Source organism: Thermincola sp. GK-1 (assembly GCF_059412445.1).
On record NZ_JBSQAT010000003.1, the window covers coordinates 239,099 to 257,996 of the forward strand.

General features: G+C 45.4%; 15 protein-coding genes. 1 reads left to right on the forward strand and 14 read right to left on the reverse strand.

Annotated elements, in window-relative coordinates:
- Nucleotides 1-11: 11 nt before the first annotated feature.
- From ACSNJE_RS04470 to ACSNJE_RS04535, 14 genes are all read right to left on the reverse strand, one after another.
- Nucleotides 12-632, reverse strand: coding sequence for an MBL fold metallo-hydrolase (locus ACSNJE_RS04470; RefSeq protein ID WP_474773336.1), 621 nt, complete (start codon nt 630-632; stop codon nt 12-14).
- Between the two features lie 51 nt (nt 633-683).
- A complete protein-coding gene (dtd, locus tag ACSNJE_RS04475) occupies nt 684-1,133 on the reverse strand; it encodes a D-aminoacyl-tRNA deacylase (RefSeq protein ID WP_474773337.1) in 450 nt (149 codons plus the stop codon).
- A 416-nt stretch (nt 1,134-1,549) separates the two neighbouring features.
- Nucleotides 1,550-3,718, reverse strand: a complete 2,169-nt coding sequence (locus ACSNJE_RS04480; protein WP_013120089.1) for a RelA/SpoT family protein — start codon at nt 3,716-3,718, stop codon at nt 1,550-1,552.
- A 69-nt stretch (nt 3,719-3,787) separates the two neighbouring features.
- Nucleotides 3,788-7,489 carry a single-stranded-DNA-specific exonuclease RecJ gene (gene recJ, locus ACSNJE_RS04485; protein WP_495252087.1) on the reverse strand — a complete coding sequence of 1,234 codons (3,702 nt, stop codon included), beginning with the start codon at nt 7,487-7,489 and terminating at the stop codon, nt 3,788-3,790.
- A gap of 196 nt (nt 7,490-7,685) precedes the next feature.
- On the reverse strand, nt 7,686-8,588 hold the full coding sequence (gene secF, locus ACSNJE_RS04490; RefSeq protein ID WP_013120087.1) for a protein translocase subunit SecF: 903 nt from the start codon (nt 8,586-8,588) through the stop codon (nt 7,686-7,688).
- Between the two features lie 12 nt (nt 8,589-8,600).
- Nucleotides 8,601-9,839 carry a protein translocase subunit SecD gene (secD, locus tag ACSNJE_RS04495; protein WP_013120086.1) on the reverse strand — a complete coding sequence of 413 codons (1,239 nt, stop codon included), beginning with the start codon at nt 9,837-9,839 and terminating at the stop codon, nt 8,601-8,603.
- A 119-nt stretch (nt 9,840-9,958) separates the two neighbouring features.
- Nucleotides 9,959-10,618 carry an HD domain-containing protein gene (locus ACSNJE_RS04500; protein WP_013120085.1) on the reverse strand — a complete coding sequence of 220 codons (660 nt, stop codon included), beginning with the start codon at nt 10,616-10,618 and terminating at the stop codon, nt 9,959-9,961.
- A gap of 100 nt (nt 10,619-10,718) precedes the next feature.
- Nucleotides 10,719-10,991 carry a preprotein translocase subunit YajC gene (gene yajC, locus ACSNJE_RS04505; protein WP_013120084.1) on the reverse strand — a complete coding sequence of 91 codons (273 nt, stop codon included), beginning with the start codon at nt 10,989-10,991 and terminating at the stop codon, nt 10,719-10,721.
- 62 nt (nt 10,992-11,053) lie between these two features.
- On the reverse strand, nt 11,054-12,187 hold the full coding sequence (gene tgt, locus ACSNJE_RS04510; protein ID WP_461569889.1) for a tRNA guanosine(34) transglycosylase Tgt: 1,134 nt from the start codon (nt 12,185-12,187) through the stop codon (nt 11,054-11,056).
- Nucleotides 12,188-12,365: 178 nt separating this feature from the next.
- On the reverse strand, nt 12,366-12,953 hold the full coding sequence (locus ACSNJE_RS04515; protein WP_495252088.1) for an HPP family protein: 588 nt from the start codon (nt 12,951-12,953) through the stop codon (nt 12,366-12,368).
- Between the two features lie 99 nt (nt 12,954-13,052).
- Nucleotides 13,053-14,297 (reverse strand): ammonia-forming cytochrome c nitrite reductase subunit c552, encoded by a 1,245-nt coding sequence (locus tag ACSNJE_RS04520; protein ID WP_495252089.1) that lies wholly within the window; start codon nt 14,295-14,297, stop codon nt 13,053-13,055.
- A gap of 82 nt (nt 14,298-14,379) precedes the next feature.
- Nucleotides 14,380-14,823 carry a cytochrome c nitrite reductase small subunit gene (nrfH, locus tag ACSNJE_RS04525; RefSeq protein WP_052216448.1) on the reverse strand — a complete coding sequence of 148 codons (444 nt, stop codon included), beginning with the start codon at nt 14,821-14,823 and terminating at the stop codon, nt 14,380-14,382.
- Nucleotides 14,824-14,960: 137 nt separating this feature from the next.
- Entirely contained in the window at nt 14,961-15,659 is a 699-nt protein-coding gene (locus ACSNJE_RS04530; protein WP_013120079.1) for a response regulator, read from the reverse strand.
- 13 nt (nt 15,660-15,672) lie between these two features.
- Nucleotides 15,673-17,307 carry an ATP-binding protein gene (locus tag ACSNJE_RS04535; RefSeq protein ID WP_495252090.1) on the reverse strand — a complete coding sequence of 545 codons (1,635 nt, stop codon included), beginning with the start codon at nt 17,305-17,307 and terminating at the stop codon, nt 15,673-15,675.
- Nucleotides 17,308-17,646: 339 nt separating this feature from the next.
- Here ACSNJE_RS04535 and pduL point away from each other — a divergent pair, with 339 nt between their 5' ends.
- Entirely contained in the window at nt 17,647-18,885 is a 1,239-nt protein-coding gene (gene pduL / locus ACSNJE_RS04540; RefSeq protein ID WP_461569885.1) for a phosphate propanoyltransferase, read from the forward strand.
- The last annotated feature ends 13 nt before the right edge of the window (nt 18,886-18,898 follow it).

Sequence of the window (18,898 nt, forward strand, 5' to 3'; positions counted from 1 at the left end):
CAAAAAGGGCATTAGGCAAGAAATGGATTATACTTTTTCTCCTGCCCGATACTGGATTTCCCCATATGCCCGGGGTACACTTCCGTATCGTCGGGTAGGGTCATTAATTTGGTCTTAATGGACCTGATAATTTCGTCAAAGGAACCGCCGGGAAAATCGGTTCTCCCAATGGAACCGGCAAAAAGCGTATCGCCGGTAAAGACTACGTCTCCGGCCAGGAGACAGATACCTCCCCTGGTGTGCCCAGGAGTATGGATAACCTTTAGTTTTACATTACCTATCTCGATTTCGTCACCTTCATTCAACAAACGATCTGCCGGCTGCTGTCTAACAGGCACACCCATAAAAGCCGAAAGATTCAAATTGGGGTTTTCCAGCATAGCCGCATCCTGCGTATGTATCAGCAGTTCAGCGCCTGTCTTTTCCTTTAACTCCTCATTGGCAGCGATATGGTCTATATGCCCATGAGTGTTAATGATATATTTTAACTGTAAACCCTGATTGTTGAGGTAAGATATAATTTTCGCAGCATCTCCGCCGGGATCAATGACAGCCGCCTCTTTTGTCTCCTCGCAGTTGACGATATAACAATTTGCCCCCATAGGCCCCACGGCCATACTTTTGATATTCATATGTGTCCTCCTTAATCAGTGGTCTCCGGCCAATCGGCCCGGTCAATGTTTTTAAAAATTCTTTTTACTGTCCAGCAGCAGGGTTACCGGACCGTCATTTTGGATATCAACTACCATATGGGTTCTAAACCTTCCCTGCTCTACCTTAACCCCATAACCCTGAACGAAATCTACAAATTTTAAATAAAGTTCTTCTGCTTCCGCTGGTGGAGCGGCCTCCGCAAACCCCGGCCTTCTGCCCTTTCTGCAGTCTCCGTATAAAGTAAATTGTGAAACGGCCAGGACCTCTCCCGCAATATCCAGCAGGGACAGGTTCATCTTGCCGCCGGCATCTTCAAAAATGCGTAAGTTAACAATTTTGTCAGCCATATACCGGGCATCTTCTACAGTATCACCATTACCGACACCCAATAATACTACTAAACCTTGGCCTATTGCGCCGACAACTTCCGAATTAACCGTTACTTTTCCATGCGTAACCCTTTGAACTACTGCTCTCACAGTTCTCCTCCTGCTTCTTTATTACCGGTAACCCCGGTAACCCGTGGCTGTTGATTTCAATGTATTTTTTGATTACCACTTTAGTAGTGAAACAATCGTTGCTCCGAAGCTACGGGCGGAAATCGTTTACCACAGAGAATTTATTACACTAAAATCTTCTTTTTCCTCGGCGTACTTTGTAGTTTTAAAAAAATCACCACAGAGGGCACGAAGAACACTGAGGAAACATTGAGAAAAGAGTAAACAGGAAAATAACAAAGAAAGCATTTGAAATTCAATGACCGGAGAAGCCGGAAACTTAACTTTTGAAACTTAATCTCTGTGGACTCTGTGGTTTAAAAAAGTATGCTTTATAGCTGGATTTCCACCATATAGTGACAGTAGCCGTTACCGGGTTACCGGTTACCGGTCACGGGTTAAACCTTTGGAGTGACCCGCCAAACATCGTAAACATCTTTCACGCGGCGAATTTTGCTCATAATGTTTTCCAATTGCTCGAGACTGCCGATTTCCAGCACCAGATCAATGGTAGCCTGTTTGTTTTTAGTCCCCCGGGCATTCACCCAATCAGCGCTTATTCTCATTTCAGACAAAATGAGCATAACATCTGTAAGCAGACCGGCCCGGTCCATAGCTGATATTTCCAGATGCACATGATAAGAACCCCTGTCTGTATCGTCCCAACTAACCTGAATCATCCGTTCGCCTTCACTCAGGCTGTGGTTGACAAGGTTTCGACAGTCTTTCCTGTGCACTGAAACTCCCCGTCCCCTGGTAATATAGCCAATGATGGGGTCGCCGGGTACAGGATTGCAGCACCGGGCCAGGCGGATCATAACATCCTGCTGCCCTTCTACCTTAATCCCCTGGCTTGACGCTTTCTTCTTTTTGGAATGCTCTTTCTTTAATAATTCCTCTATCTTGACGTTCTTACCCTGCTTCTGCTGTTCATCCTTCAGTTTGGCTATAACCTGCTGGGGAGTAAAAACCCCATTACCCAGGGAGGCGTATAAATCATCAAGGGTGACGAGATTAAATTTCCGCGGAAGCTCTGATAGTCTTTCAGGCTTTAAAAATTCTGCTACATCGTAACCTGCTTTTTTAACTTCCTTTTCAAGGGCATCCCGCCCCTTGATGATATTTTCCTCTCTTTTTTCTTTTTTAAACCAGGCCCGAATTTTACTCCTGGCTTCCGAAGTTTTTACTATATTCAGCCAGTCCCTGCTGGGCCCGGCTGCCTGCTTCTGCGTCAATATTTCCACTATATCGCCATTGGCCAGCTTATAATCAAGAGGCACTATCTTGCCGTTTACTTTGGCGCCGATACAGCGGTGACCTACCTGTGTGTGAATACGGTAAGCAAAGTCTATAGGTATTGCGCCGGCAGGCAGTTCTACAACATCGCCTTTGGGAGTGAATACAAATACTGCGTCGGAAAACAGGTCTATCTTAAGAGTCTCCATAAATTCCCTGGCGTCACGCATATCATTCTGCCATTCCAACAATTGCCGCAACCAGGCCAGCTTATTCTCGAATTCTTCATCGCCACGGCCACCACCTTCTTTATACCTCCAGTGAGCCGCGATACCGTATTCGGCGGTGCGGTGCATTTCCCAGGTCCGGATCTGAATTTCAAAAGGTTCGCCGTTCGGACCGATAACCGTTGTATGCAGTGACTGGTACATATTTGACTTGGGCATGGCGATGTAATCCTTGAAACGCCCCGGTATGGGCTTCCAAAGGGTATGAATGATACCGAGAGCGCCATAGCAGTCTTTTACTGTATCGACAATAACCCGTACCGCCAGTAAATCGTAAATTTCTGCCAGTTCCTTCTGTTGCTCCAGCATTTTTTTATAAATACTGTAAAAATGTTTCGGCCTGCCCTGGATATCGGCTTTTATCCCGACGTTTTCAAGCTTTTCCGCCAATATTTGGGTCACCCGGGCGATATATTCTTCCCGCTCCGCCCGTTTTTGGGCAATACCGTCAACCAGTTCGTAATATTTCTTAGGCTCCAGGTACCTGAGGGCCAGGTCTTCAAGTTCCCACTTTATTTTGAAAATACCGAGCCGGTGGGCCAATGGCGCAAATATCTCAAGGGTCTCTTCGGATATTTCCTTTTGCTTGGGTTCCGCCAGATGTTTGAGTGTGCGCATATTATGAAGGCGGTCTGCCAATTTTATCAATATAACCCGAATGTCTTTAGCCATGGCCAAAAACATTTTGCGCAGGTTTTCAACCTGTTGTTCCATCTTGTTTTTATATGAAATACGGCTTAACTTGGTAACGCCGTCAACAAGCAGGGCAATTTCAACTCCGAATTTCTCCTCAATGGTTTCTAGAGGACTATCCGTGTCTTCAACGACATCGTGCAATAATCCGGCCGCGATGGTAACAACATCCAGTTCTAAATCAGCCAGAATGTGCGCAACACTGAGCGGATGTATAATGTAAGGTTCCCCCGAAATCCTGGTCTGACCTTCGTGGGCCTTTTCCGCAAACCTGTATGTTTCTTCAATAAATTTTTCATCAACTTGAGGGTTGTACTGTTTTATTTTTGCCAAAAGTTTATCCAGGCCCATAAAGCCATCATCTCCGTCTGAGAGTTCACTTTTCGCCGTGATTACCTAATTATTTATTATAACATAAATTTATCCCAATGTGCTATTGAGCATCTGCCCTTCAATTCCGGAATTTGTTGCATATTTACTCGGAAAAATCGCCCGGTTAACCTGATTGAGCAGTTCTTCTGATGAAGCGTCAAAAAACGCCTGCTGAAATTCCTGAAAAGCCGCTTTCTCTTCCTGTCCCTCAAGAAATCGCAACGAGTTCTCCAGGTTTATTTTATTTCCCGGCGGCGGGTTGATAAATATTTGCCTTTCTCTTCCGACCGATTCCCGGCGTATAAGTCCTAATTCTTCCAGTATGCCCAGACCGCAGGATACAGAACTGTCCTTGGCCAGGCGCATCCCCGCCTTTTCCATTTTGTGAGCAATTTCTTTGTTGGTTAACCTGATTTCTCCCCAATCGTTTTTCAACTGCTGCAGCGCTGTATAAAGCGCAGCCAGAAAATCCCGCCCCGGAGCCGCCAATTCCAGGATAAATTCGTTGATCCTGATATCCTTTGGCCCACAAAGGAGGTGAATATGGCTTGTACCCCCGTCGCGACCGGCCCGGCCGCTCTGCTGGTTAAACTCGGTAAAATTGAAATTCAGGTGGTACAATATTACATGCCGTACATCAGGGATGTCAATTCCTTCACCAAAGGCAGAAGTTGCCACAATAGCCAGAAGCTCGCCTTTCTTAAACATTTTTTCAATTGTATGCCGGTGCTCATTCTTCAGTCCGGCATGGTAATAGGCAATTTTATCGGCTAGATGAGGATTAGCTTCCCTTAGCATCAGGGCCAGTTCAACAGCTTTCAGACGGCTGTTAACATAGATAATCGTTTTTCCGCCGGTGGCCAGCACCTGTTTAATATAAGCGCTTTTATCCTCAATCCCTCGTTTATCTATTAACTGTAAGTTTTTCCTCACATATGGGTCGATCACCACTTGGTTAATTGCCAGCACGGCAATTATTTCCTGCGCAACTTCATCGTTGGCTGTTGCGGTAACGGCAAGAGTAAGAGGCCGGCCCAGGCCTTCCGCTATATGGGAAATACGTTTGTATGCAGGCCGGTGGGACAATGAAGACATGCTGATATGATGGCTTTCGTCCACCACAAACAGTCCTATTTTTTTGGGCATGGCCAAGATTTTTTCCATGTGGAAAGACAAAAACTCAGGCGTAGTTAACAAAATATCTATATCACCGGCCTCCAATACGGCAAAAAGCATCGCCCTTTCGCCGGCGCTGAGGGTGCCGTTGCCCTTATAAATGCGCATGCCCAGCGCTGAAAGTTTGTTTAACATGGCTTCATATTGGTCATTAACCAGAGCGCGCAGAGGATAAACTATGATAGTCAGGGCATCTTCTTTAATAGCTTTATACACAGCCATGGATTGAAAGACAGCGGATTTACCTCTGCCCGTTCCAAAAATAGCCAAGGTATTGTTACCTTCCAAAAGGCTCTGCAAAGCCGCACGCTGCGACTCCCGATAGGGGTAAGGCCCCAGGAGTGCTCCCCGGACAGCTTCCAATAATTTTTTTTCGTCCAAGGATTTTAGGCGTTTCCTGATGTCTGCAAGAATAGCCCGTTTCTCAGCAAAAGATTTATCCTGAACCTTTTGAATAATAATATTCAGCCCGTAGTTTTTATCCTGTCCCCCGGTTACATTGGAAACCAGGGTCAGGTATTGTTCCCCTTTATCCAGCAACGGCGCAAAATGTTTGGCTAAACGGGCATTGAGATATCCTACCTGTTCTCCGGTCCTGTTTTCAACCCGCACTGCATTTGGGTCATGCGGGTTATTGTGTTCCCGAACCAGGAACAATTTTTCTCCTTCTCTCAGCCTGGCCACAATTTCCTGCCTGTTATCAAAAGTAACACCGACAACTTTAGTATAAAACTCTTCCTTTTCACCAATATTGCGGTAGTAGTCGTCAACAAGGTACTCTGCAGCATGATCAAACAGCTCGTCAAGAAAGCTTTTCGGCGTCTCCTGTTCTGCGGATGGGGAGCTGGCTCTAAAAGGATTGTCGGGAGAACCTGCCTGTTTTATGGCCCTGACGTTTAACTGCAGGTTGGACCTGCCGTTCCAGTCATTTTTCTTCAGTTCAAAAACTATATCTATTTTGTCTGCGAAATCTATTGAATTTTGGCATGCCGATAAATTAAAACCAATAGCTTCCATCAGCAGCTTTTCGTTCATTATTTTCATTTTCAGGTGCTTACCATCGCTACCGACCTTCCGACAATCAATAATATCCGCCTGACGGCAAGCAAAGAGCGGCGTCGGGTTGCCAAACCCGAAAGGTTCCAACGCCACCAGTTGGTTATATAAATCAAAGGTCACATCCTTGAAGGAGATTTCTCCGTCAATTGGGAGCGCTTCGGCCATATGCTCTGCAGTAATCTGTTGATCCACAATTTCATTGAAAGCAGCGGTAAAAGCAGAAATATCATCAACGTTCAAAGTTAAACCGGCAGCTTGGCTGTGGCCTCCATATTTCTTTAAAAACGCCTCGCACGACTGCAGGGCCGCAAACAAGTTGAAGCCCGGTATGCTTCTGGCTGAACCTTTAGCAACCTCGCCGTTCACAGACAACAAAATCACCGGCCGACAGTACCTGTTAACCAATTTGGAAGCAACGATCCCGACTATTCCCAGGTGCCAGTCAGGCCGAGCCAAAACCAACGCTTTGTTGTCTAAAAGACTATTACTTTCGATAATTTCCACAGCCTCCGTAAAAATAAGATTTTCAATGGCCTGTCTTTCCTTGTTGGCCCTGTCCAGCGCTTTGGCGATACTGACAGCCATTTCCCTGTTTTTTTCCCGCAGTAACCTTACACCTTTAGCTGCATGGTCAATTCTGCCCACGGCATTTAGCCTGGGCGCAAGAGCAAAGGCAATCTGCTCCGAATCAATGCTTTGGTCCGCCAGACCGGCCACCTCAATCAGGGCTGCCAGTCCTTCCCGATGGCCGGCATTAATTAATTGCAAACCCTGCTTAGTAGTAATCCTGTTTTCCCCGACTAGCGGAACCATATCAGCTACCGTGCCTAAGGCTACAAGGTCCAGCAATTTGGGGACCAAGTATTCTTTTTCATGGGCCCGTAAAAGCGCCTGGGCAAGTTTAAAGGCCACGCCCACGCCGGCCAATTCTTTAAAAGGGTATGTACACCAGGCCTGTTTGGGGTTGATCACGGCATAAGCCTGCGGGATATGTTCCGGCGGCTCATGGTGGTCAGTAATAATAATCTCCAGTCCGTTGTCCCGGGCCCAGGACACTTCATCAGCGGAAGATATTCCACAGTCAACAGTAATAACTAAATTGAAACCTTGTTCCTTAATCGTTTTCAGGCTATTTATATTTAACCCGTAGCCTTCTGTCAGCCGGTGCGGTATGTAAAAGTCACAAGCAGCGCCCAGAAATTCAAGAGTGTCAAGCAGTAATACCGTACTGGTTATGCCGTCCACATCGTAGTCACCATACACCAAAATACGCTGATTTTCTTTGATAGCCTGCTTTATTCGCTGTACTGCCTCCTCCATGCCGTGCATCTGCAAGGGGTCGTACAGGTCTTCCAGAGAACCAAAAAGGAAAGTCCGGGCTTCCTCAACAGAACAGATGCCCCTATTAGCTAAAATTTGGGCCGTTATTTTAGAAATACCTAACCGGCGGGCCAAAAGTTCCTGGATAAAAGTGTTGTTATTGTGAAAAGACCAGATCTTTTTATAATGCTCCATTTTTCCTCCCCAATTTCACCTATCAACTTAAGAAAAATGCTTCGCCGGCGCGAAGCGTAAAGGCTATTCTTTTGGAAGAACACTCCATTATAATAATTTCGACTTCCGGTTAGTTATTCCTTTTTTGTTAAACAAAAAGCCCAGCCGCTCGTGACCGGTTAACGGTCAGTGCGGTCGGGCCATTATTAGATTTGCTTTAGGTCTTGGCCAATTTACGCCGGCGTTGTTCCCAATACTTAAATTCTACCCATAACGGGCTGGCGTTAAATATTGAGGAATAGGCCCCACTAATGACACCAATGAGCATCGCCAGCGTGAAGTAACGGATTGTAGAACCTCCGAAAATCAATAGAGCAACCAGGACGATAATAACGGTCAGAACGGTATTGATGGACCTGGCCATGGTCTGCATGATACTTTTGTTGACCAGTTCCTCAAAGTTCTCGTCCTTTTTCTTACGGTGCAGGTTTTCCCTGATCCGGTCAAAAATAACGATGGTATCATTGATGGAATAACCAATGATGGTCAGAATAGCGGCAACAAAAGCGCTGTCTACTTCCCACCAGAAGATAGAGAAGATACCCATAGTTACAAAAACGTCGTGTAACAAAGCTATAATAGCCGCAATACCAAATTTAAATTCAAACCGGAAAGTGATGTAAATCACCATTAATACCGAAGCAATAGCTAAAGCCCAAATAGCATTTAAAGTCAGTTCTTTTCCTATGACAGGCTTCACTTCATTGCGGCTCAGTTTACCTTCCTGATAAGGCGCCACATCGTTTTTGAAGGCATCCAGAACCTGTTTATATTCCTTGTCAGTCAGGGTTTTGGTCCTGATGATAAATTCCCCTGTTGCCGTCTTTTGAATAACACTGTTACCCAGGTCTAGTTTGTCCAGGGCCTGTCTCACATCGGAGACAGAAACGTTTTTAGTAAAGGAAACAGTAATAATGTTGCCACCGGTAAAGTCTATTCCCAGGTTAAGGGGCGCTCCGAGAGTAAAGGTCTTGATGATCATTGAAGCAATACCGGCCAATATAATAATTAATGAAATCGCGAACCAGATTTTCCTTTTTCCGATAATATCCAGTGTCATCCCAGCCACCCCCTACGCACCGTATAATTTCTTGTTGGTTATGAGTTTCGAATCGGCCAGGTTCCTTAGCATGAACCGGGTCAGGGTAATTGCCGTAAACATACTCGCCAAAATACCGATGCTTAACGTTACGGCAAACCCGCGAATAGCGCCTGTACCGAAATAATACAGGATGGCCGCGGCAATCAGCGTAGTTACGTTGGAATCAAATACGGTCCAGAAGGCCCTGGAAAACCCGGATTCAATAGACCGGCGCAGGGAGTTGCCTTCCCGCAGCTCTTCTTTAACCCGTTCAAATATAATGATGTTAGCATCTACGGCCATACCTATTGACAAGAGGAATCCGGCAATGCCGGGCAGCGTCAGGGTGGCCTGCAGCGCAGCCAAAAGACCTAACACTATCAAGGCATAAGCGGCAAGAGCCACATTAGCAATCAGACCCGGTATCCGGTAATAGGCAATCATAAAGATTAAAATGGCGATAATACCAACAATACCGGCCTTAGTGGACTTAGCCAAGGAATCGGCGCCCAGGGTAGGACCAACGGTTTGGGTATAAACTTTTTCCATGTTCACAGGAAGCGCGCCCGAGCGAAGGAGAACTGCCATTTTGGCTGCTTCTTCCAGTGTGTTATAGCCGTTTATCTGGGCTCGTCCATTTGGAATGGGCTCCCTGACCACAGGATTTTGCAGTTGTTGCTGGTCAAGGTAAATGCCGATTCTTCTCCTTGGGTCGGTTTCGCTGTACTTCTGCACCAGTTCAGACGTTACATCGGCAAATTTTTTAGTGCCCTCTTTATTAAACTCCAGCGCGACATAAATTTCTCCGGTGGTAGGGTTTTTTGCCGCCTGTGCATCCTTCAGGTCACTGCCGGATACTACCACCTTACCGTCGGATGTTTTAAACTGCAAAACCGCTGTTTTACCGATTAAATCGATAGCCGCATCTGGGTTTTTAATACCGGCCAATTCCACAATAAGTCTTCTTTTTCCTTCCCTTTGTATGATGGGTTCTTTGACCCCTGTTTCATTAACCCGCCGTTCAATGACAGCCTTCACCCTGTCAAGGGAGTCATCAGTAACCGGAGCCTCCGGAGTGTCAACAGCCTCCATTACCACATGAAGACCACCTTGCAGGTCAAGTCCGAGATTAATGTGCTTTTGGAAAACTTTAAAATGAATTAATAGGTACCCTGAAACAGCTATGAGTGCAATCGTTAACAACAGGGATATGAGACTTTTGGTACGCATTGTTTAACCTCCCTCGCTTTGGCTCCTTTTAAAAATTACGGAAACCATATATAAAGACCCTAGAGGCAGAAAACCCCTAGGGTCTATTATATAACTGCTCATTAGATGTGTCAATGAATCTATAACAAACGGGCCCCGTTAATCTCCAACTCGAAACTCGCATTCAGAAAATCCGCTGCCCTGCGGCACAATATCATCCGGCTTAAAAATATTTCAAAATATTCCATGATAGGTACAATATCTATGTCAATGGTCAGTTCCATGGTAATTGTCCGCTTTTCAGTGTTTACCCTTAAAAAAGAATGCTCTACCGCATAGTTTACCCGGTCGTGGATATCAAAAGTGGCAAAGTCCTGGTTCCTTACCCTGGAACGATGCACGTCGGACTTATCAGCCAGAATCAGGGCTGCCGCAACGCTGTTGACGGGATGGCCATATTCTTCCTCGTGGTTGCCAATGGCAGCAATTATCGTGGCTACTTCATCGGGAGGCATGCCCATCCTGGTTAAAACATAAAAAGCTATGGTGGCGCCTGACTGCCCGTGGTCATACCGGCTGATAACATTCCCCAGATCGTGCATGTAACCTGCTATCGCGGCTAATTCAGCTTCCCGCTTTGAATAATTTAGTTTTTCCAGCACATGCCGGGCAATGCTGGATATCAGATTAATATGCCTGTAACCATGTTCCGTAAAGCCCATGACACCTAAATATTCATTTCCCTTGCGGATAAAAGTATCCACCACTGGATCCTTTTTTACGTCTGCAAGTGTAATCAAACCCGGTCCTCCTTTTCAAATGAATATATCTTATTCTATACTTTGCATACTCCTTACATTCGAAAAAAGTTGGCCCGGGCATGACCCGACGCCAACTGTTTTATTTCTTTTCTTCCTTGTCATTGCGGTAGGCAATGGCTGTTTTTAGAATTTCTATTTTTACGTTATCAGCAATTTTTAAAATCACGGTCTTGTCCTTTACTTTAACAATTGTACCCAGAATACCGCCTATTGTAGTTACCTCCGTATTTTCCTGCAGGCTGTTGATTAACTGCTGGTGTTTTTTCTGTCTCTGTTGCTGGGGTCTGATAATCATAAAATAAAAAATAGCTAACAGGGCTATAAGATAAAGTATTGGTCCGAAGTCTTTCATTTACCACGCCTCCCTAGTTTTTCGTCTCAACTCTTTATTCTGCTTCAAAGCGGAAAAAACCTCTAAAGATTTGATATTTCTTCTCCATCGTACCCATATTTTTCAAAAAACCTTTTTCTGAACTCCGGCACACGGTCTTCAGCAATGGCTTTGCGCAGGTGTTCCATGAGCCTGAGCAGAAAATACAAATTATGGATGGTCACTAATCTCAAAGCAAGTATTTCTTCGGCTTTAAAAAGATGCCTTATGTAGGCCCTGCTATAATTCCGGCACGTATAACAATCACATTCATGGTCCAGGGGTGTAAAATCCCTGGCATAGACCGCATTTCGTATCACGACTTTGCCCCCGCTGGTCATGGCTGTGCCGTTACGGGCAATCCTGGTCGGCAGTACACAGTCAAACATATCAACGCCCCTGATGACTCCCTCGATTATGCAATCCGGCGAGCCGACACCCATCAGGTAACGGGGCTTATCGGCAGGCAGTAAAGGTGTGATATAGTCCAGCACTTCATACATCAGAGGTTTTGGTTCCCCCACGCTTAACCCACCAATAGCGTAGCCCGGAAAATCCAGCTCAACTAATTCCCGGGCGCTTTGTTCCCTAAGCTCCCGGTACATCCCACCCTGAACAATACCGAAAAGAGCCTGGTCCATTCTGTTGTGGGCTTTCTTACACCTTTCAGCCCAACGGGTAGTCCGTTCCAATGCTTCCCTGGCATATTCAAAGGTGCATGGATAAGGGGCGCATTCATCAAAAGCCATGGCGATGGTAGAACCTAAATCCATCTGCACTTCTGTGGCCAGTTCCGGCGTCATAAAATGTTTGGATCCGTCAAGGTGGGACCGGAATTCGACGCCGTCTTCCGTAATTTTACGCAACGGACCCAGGCTGAATACCTGAAACCCCCCGCTATCGGTAAGGATAGGCCGGTCCCAGTTCATAAACTTGTGCAGCCCTCCGGCTTCCCTGATTAGTTTCGATCCCGGCCGTAAGTAAAGATGATATGTATTGCTGAGGATAATCTCGGCCCCTATATCTTTTAATTCTTCGGGAGTCATAGTTTTTACGGTGGCCTGAGTACCCACAGGCATAAAAACAGGTGTGTTGATAATCCCGTGAGGCGTATGCAGTCTACCTAACCGCGCTTTCGTCTGTTTGCATTCTTTGATTAGTTCAAACTTTACTGCCAACCTGCACTGCTCCTCTTCCGTATTATAAATATTCAACTTTGACAATTTAAAATGATTCACTTGCATCATTATATCAAAATTTTTCCTTCAGGGCAAATAAAACTGCTTTGGGCTACAGGCGTCGAAAAAATTGGCCGACATTTTCTTCTGTCGGCCCGTTTCCTCTTTATGTCATTTTTTATAAATCCTTTTCCTTTAAGTTAAATCTACTCTGGCCTTCTATACCTACTTCTGCTGCAACAGGAACCCTTGCGGAAACACCTCTGCGGATCGGGTACCTTCTCTGCCCGCACGTGTTATGAATCAGTAGCGCTATAGCTACCAGGATGATTGCGCCAATGGCTACAGGCATGAATACGAAGGAGTAATTCTGCTGGGTAAAAACTGCGGCAAAAGCGGTGGCGCCTCCAGGCGGATGCAGAGTATCGGTAAACATCATCCCTGTTATCGCCAGCGTAACACCCAAAGCTATTGTCCACCACGCTAAGCCCCACAGTTTAAAAACCGTTACACCAATTAATGCAGAAACCAAATGCCCGCCCAAGACGTTTTTCGGCTGGGCCATGGGTACATGGCTGGCGGCGTAAAGCAGTACTGCGGAAGCTCCGAATGAAGGCACCAATAAAGCCAGTTTATAATGGAGGCTGAGATACGAAACGGTTGCAATACCGATAAAACTGCCCAGGCCAGCGATGATTATCTGCCCAAAAGTCGGCCTGCTGTTACAGTCTTTATGGAACCATCCGGGAACCCTGCATTTGAACATGGGAAACCTCCTTCTGAAAACACGGGAAACCTCTCCTGAAATCAACCAATTGCTTAAAAGTTTGGTCTCTATGACCGAATACCTGCCAGCCACCGGTTTTTAATATGCACTGCGGGCCAGCTCAATGGCCTGGTAGGCATAATCTATGGCCTGGCCAAGAGAATCAAGGGCCTGGACTGGATTGTGGAAACCGCGGCTGTTTTCAGCAGCTACCCAATCCCAATACCATTGCGCTTTAACTACCATTGTCTGGGCTTTTTTCAGTTTGTTTAAATCTGCTTTCGGGTTAGCAAAAGCCGTTTTTATGGCCTCATGAGCCTGTACCAGGGTCTTGGCTGCTCTGGTCTGCATATTGAAAGTTCTGTTTTGGGTATTATGCACACGTTCTTTAAGCCATTTGGCATCCTGCTGGTGGCATACCTGACATGACACATCAATAGTTTTCAGGGGGCTGGTCCACCAATGAGACGAGTATTTTTTGCCGTCCTTGATCATGTATGGCATGTGGCAGTCAGAACAGCTTACCCCGGCCGAACCGTGTACACCGGTACTCCATGTTTCAAACTCAGGATGCTGGACTTTTCTCATTTTGGCCTTGGAATCGGGGTGTTCCCAATCAGAAAAGTTTATTTTATCGTAATATTCCTCAATTTGGGCCGGTTCAATACCGTTTGCCCACGGGTATATAACTTCCTTGGTATCCGTCTGGAAGTAGTATTCTACATGGCACTGCCCGCAAACATAGCTGCGCATTTCCTTTTTCGAAGCCTTGTTCACATCTATTCCTCTGGCCTTCATGGCTTGGATAAAGGCGGGCCTGGTTACCCTGAGTTGCATGGTTTTAGGGTCATGGCAGTCAGCGCAGGCAATAGCATGCTTTGCTTTTTTAGCCAATTCTATTACCGGGGTGGTATAATAAGCTGCTCCCATCTGCTGCATAAGTACGGGAGCAGTTGGGGTTTTACATGACAAACAGGACCCGGGCGTCTTGGGACCGACCCGTTTGCTGTTCAAAAGGTCCTTTAAAGCGTAGGTATGCCCGCGGTCTTCATTATATTCCTTGCTAAATCCATACCCTTTAAAAAGCTCTACTATTTCCGGCTCGGCAATGAATTTGGACTCTTTCACCGAACCGCCAAACTCTGTTTTGGCGCCTTCGTTGTTTTTCAGGTAACTTTCATACTGCAGCGGATAATATTTACCCCAGACAGCAGGATCAAATTCGTTTTCACCAATGCTCGATTTGGCAGAGGTTGCTTTGGTATTACCTGAACAACCGATAACAAATACTGATAAGGCCAAAATAACTATAATTAGCAGGCCTATTGACCGGCTGTTTTTCATTTTGAACACCTTCCTCCCTGAATTAGTAACTAAAAATCTGCAACTTCTCCTGTTCGTTCCAACCTTCTATGGAGTTATATTTTTAAATATTTTTTTCAACTTTTTTATGGGGTAACTGTCGGTGGCAGTCGCTACAAAACCGCCCTTCGCCCATTTCTGTGTTTTCTACCGTGGACAGATGGCACCTGATACAGTTCTCTTTAATAATTTCCTTACTTTTGTCGGTAGCTTTAATTACCGGCGGAATCTCCCCCAAAGTAGTGACATAAAGGTCTCGCAATCCTGATTTGGTCTTAAATGCAACCTTTGCCAAGTAAGAGTGAGGAGCATGGCAATCAGTGCACTTAAACTGTTTGTGGGTGGAATGCTGGTATGTCATATAAGCTTCATCCATAGAATGGCAGTTAATACAAAACTCCGGGTTGTCGGAATAACTTATAGCCGCATCGGTAACAACAAAAAGAAAACTCATCATACCCACAATTAAACCGACTGTAATAATTATTTTTGAAACCCTTTTTTCCATACCAGACCCTCCTTTCTTCTAAATTCTTACGCCCTTTTATCTTCATTCTATTGGGATAAAATGATTTTGAAATGACGCTAGGATGACATTTTTGTGACAAAAACAAAAGGACTGCCTTTTAGGCAGCCCCTCTAATATCAACAAGGTTTGACGCCAAATTTGTACCCTACTCCCCTGATTGTTTTAATATACCGGGGATTGGCTGTATCAAGTTCAATCTTTTCCCTCAACCTTTTCACCAGTGTGGTGACGATACCGGTGTCTTCGCAGTATTCCGTATCCCATATCTGGTATATCAACTGGTCGCGGGTAAAGACCTGATTCGGGTGGCTGGCCAACAACCACAACAGGTCAAACTCTTTTGGTGTCAGTTCAATCTCCTTGCCCTCAAATTCCACTGTCCTGGTTGCCCTGTTTATCACTAGACCGGGCACTTTGATAACATCTTTATTTTCAACACTGCTATTATCAGCCACCCGTCGCAAAATAGCCCTTATCCTGAGCAATAACTCGGCGCTGTCAAAAGGCTTGGTCAGGTAATCGTCACTGCCTAATGTTAAACCCATAATTTTATCGAAGGTCTCGTTTTTGGCAGTAAGAAAAATAATAGGGACATTACTCTGCTCACGTATTTTCCGACATACTTCATAACCGTCCATTTTGGGCATCATGACGTCAAGCACCAGCAAATCCGGCTGCCAGCGGTTAAATTCCGCCAGGGCATCAAAACCGTTAGCGGCGGTGGCCACTGCAAAACCTTCCCGTTGTAGAAAACCGGCCAGGAATTTTAAGATTTTCGGTTCGTCGTCGGCAATGAGGATTTTCTTTCTTTCCATTCATTCCACCTCTTTATTCAAGGTTATCATCATACGGCGGATAAGCCGGAAGATATACCGTAAAAGCGGAACCCTGGCCTTCTGTCGACTCCAGGGTAATTTCCCCTAAATGCATTTCCACAATTCTTTTCACCAACGCCAGGCCCAAACCGGTACCGCCATATTCTTTGTTCCGTCCCCGGTGTCCCTGGTAAAAGGAATCGAAAATACGCGCGCGGTCTTTTGCCGGAATTCCGGGGCCTGAATCTTTCACGGTCAACAGGACTCCTTCATCAGGTCGGTCAGTATCTCTTACATATAATTCAATGCGGCCGCCGGCGGGAGTAAACTTAATAGCATTACCGAGTAAATTGCGGATAACCTGGCGGACCTTTTCTTCATCAGCAATTATCACATTGGTACCCGTTATGGCAGACTGCATCTCTATATTCTTTTGCTGAGCCAGGGGCCGTAAAAGTTTTTCCACCCCACGGACTGCTTCCCCTACATTTACCTCCGTTAAATTAAGGGCCATTTTCCCTGATTCTATTTTCGACAGGTCAAGTAAATCATTAATCAGATTCAGCAGTTGCCGCCCGCTGTCCCTTATATCATTTAAATACTCCTCTTGCTCCGCATTTAATTGTCCCATGCTTTTCGTCAGCAATTCTTCCGTAAAGGCTAAAATAGCTGTCAGTGGGGTGCGCAGTTCATGACTCATATTTGCCAAAAATTCCGTTTTATACTGGCTTATTTCCGCCAATTCCTTGTTAGCGGCCGCCAGTTCCGCTGTCCGTTCAGCAACTTTGCTTTCTAACTGTTCGTAAATATCATGCAGTTTATGGGCCATGTCAGTGAACCGCTCTGTTAGCTCCTTGATTTCACCATAACTTTTGTAGTATTCCGGTTGCGCAGTAAGGTTACCCCGACCAAGCTCCTGAGCAAAACCGGTCAGCTTACTGATAGGTATCGTGATAAAGCGCCTGGTGAGGAACGTAATCACGCAGGCAGTGAAAAAGACTATCAGTACAGTAAGGAACACACTTTCCAGAATCGACTTATTAAGATTTGCTTTCATCAATTCCATTGGTATACTGATGGTAAGAGCGCCGGCCAAGTCACCGACCTTATACCCCTCTTTGGGATGGCCGCTGATATCCAATTCGCCCTGGGGTTCACCGTGGCACTGCAAGCACGACGAGTCCACGTACAGAGGCACCATATAACGGAAATAACGTTGTCCGTTAATAACTGTTTCTCCCCATGATTCCTTAGCGTCCCTATTTCGCGCAAATAACAAAAGCTGTTCCCTTTCATAACTATCGGGTTTATTTTCCAAGAGCCTGGGGTGCAGACTCACCTGGCGAATCCGGTATCGCGTGGAAGCATTAAAAACCCTGTCAACCTGCTGGATAACGGACGCAGGGTTCAGATGCTTAAACTCAAAGTGACCCTGGGTGTCGTAATTGATTTTATGTTGATTTTCAGCCAATACTCTGCGTACAGCCAAAACCTGAGCAGCCAAAACACGGCCCTGTTCCAGCAGTTCTATACGAGCTTGTTTCGTTTGGCTATATATATTCCATATGATGCCTATGCCCATCATGAAAAACAACACCAGACTGGTGCTGCGGACCAGTTTTGTGCCTACTTTAGTATTTGCTCCCACAGATATCACTTCTTTTGTCCATAATATTTATTTTACTTAACCATACCAACTGTCGATTCCTGCCGGTTAACGTATAAATCGTACGTTTTAACTATTAAAAATTAAGGAAAACAGGAAATATTTTAGAAAATAATCCATAAATTAAGACAATTCCGGCCAATTTGTGAATTTGCGAACAAACGAAAACCTGTGAAATCACATGAAATATAGCGAAAAGTGTCAAAAAATGCCGAAACAGAAAAGATTAGCTCATTGTCCTACCAGCCCCTTGCCTGCTATAATTTTTAAGTGTACAGGAATATAGACATTTATTTGCTTTATTGGGGGAGGCAGGACAAAATGCTGAGCTTTCAAGTTGACCCTAGAAAAGTAGATTTCAAAAAGGAAAACAAGTGGTTAGTCCCCATTGGCGTATCAAATCACCACGTCCATTTATCCAAACAGGATATAGAAAAACTGTTTGGACCAGGCTATGAACTTACAGTAGCCAAAGACTTAGCCCAACGCGGAAACTTTGCAGCCAAGGAAACGGTAAATGTTATCGGTTCAAAAGGCGTGTTGGAACGGGTGCGTATTGTTGGACCGGCCCGGGAAGAGACTCAGGTAGAGCTAAGCCGTACGGATGCAGTAAGAATTGGCGTTGAGCCGGTCATTAGAGATTCAGGAGACCTGGAAGGCACGCCCGGAGTAGTTCTTATGGGACCTAAGGGACCGGTAATAATCGAAAAAGGCGTTATTGTTCCCCGCGCTCATATTCACATGGCCAAAAGCAAAGCCGATTTGCTGGAAATCTCTGATAGGGAAAAAGTCAGTGTGTTAATTAAAGGCACCAAAGTCGTCTGCTATCATGATGTACTGGTAAGAATCACCGAAACGGGCGAAACAGAATTTCATATCGATACAGATGAAGCCAACGCTGCTTTTGTGGACACCGGCGACCTGGCTATGATTAAGCACAAAGAAATCGTAATAAAAGATAATTTCGGTAATATCGTCGAATTAGGTGTGGACAATATCAAGTTCATTCGGGGCAAAAAACCGCATGATTATGCTACCCAAGAAGGCCTGCGCTTACTGCGCAACGTCTTTGAATACCCTTATGCCATGCAGCGGCTGATTGTGGAAAAGCTGCTCAATCCCAATAAGATCGCTCCCCATAAGTTTTATCTGTTAACTGCGCTGGCCGAAGACAAAGTAGTGGGGATTGCCACCTTCTATTACCTGGCTGAAGCAAATCTCGGTTATGTTGAAAATATAGGTATTACTCCGGAATTCCGCAACAGGGGTATCGGTAGCTTCCTGTATCATAAAGTTACATCAATACTGGAAAAAGAACACCCCGATATAGAAGGTGTTTTATTGGAGGTAAGAAAAACTTGCGGTAAGGATATGGACAACAGGAAATCCTTCTTCCTCAATTTGGGCGCCATTCCTGTTGACACCAAATTCTATCCGGAAGAGAAATTTAAATTTGCCGAAGAAGTCCTTTTAATGTTTAAACCTTTAATGGTTGATGCCAGCCTAAACACCAAAACACTGGAAAAAGCATTCCATGACCTGGCTGAAGTTTTAGGTTAGAATAACGGGGCTG

Excerpts from the sequence above, each read along its gene's own strand:
- recJ (WP_495252087.1), bottom strand. The coding sequence starts at position 7,489 with ATGGAGCATTATAAAAAGATCTGGTCTTTTCACAATAACAACACTTTT.
- yajC (WP_013120084.1), bottom strand. The coding sequence starts at position 10,991 with ATGAAAGACTTCGGACCAATACTTTATCTTATAGCCCTGTTAGCTATT.
- ACSNJE_RS04470 (WP_474773336.1), bottom strand. The coding sequence starts at position 632 with ATGAATATCAAAAGTATGGCCGTGGGGCCTATGGGGGCAAATTGTTAT.
- ACSNJE_RS04520 (WP_495252089.1), bottom strand. The coding sequence starts at position 14,297 with ATGAAAAACAGCCGGTCAATAGGCCTGCTAATTATAGTTATTTTGGCC.
- ACSNJE_RS04515 (WP_495252088.1), bottom strand. The coding sequence starts at position 12,953 with ATGTTCAAATGCAGGGTTCCCGGATGGTTCCATAAAGACTGTAACAGC.
- secD (WP_013120086.1), bottom strand. The coding sequence starts at position 9,839 with ATGCGTACCAAAAGTCTCATATCCCTGTTGTTAACGATTGCACTCATA.
- nrfH (WP_052216448.1), bottom strand. The coding sequence starts at position 14,823 with ATGGAAAAAAGGGTTTCAAAAATAATTATTACAGTCGGTTTAATTGTG.
- pduL (WP_461569885.1), top strand. The coding sequence starts at position 17,647 with ATGCTGAGCTTTCAAGTTGACCCTAGAAAAGTAGATTTCAAAAAGGAA.
- ACSNJE_RS04480 (WP_013120089.1), bottom strand. The coding sequence starts at position 3,718 with ATGGGCCTGGATAAACTTTTGGCAAAAATAAAACAGTACAACCCTCAA.
- ACSNJE_RS04530 (WP_013120079.1), bottom strand. The coding sequence starts at position 15,659 with ATGGAAAGAAAGAAAATCCTCATTGCCGACGACGAACCGAAAATCTTA.
- secF (WP_013120087.1), bottom strand. The coding sequence starts at position 8,588 with ATGACACTGGATATTATCGGAAAAAGGAAAATCTGGTTCGCGATTTCA.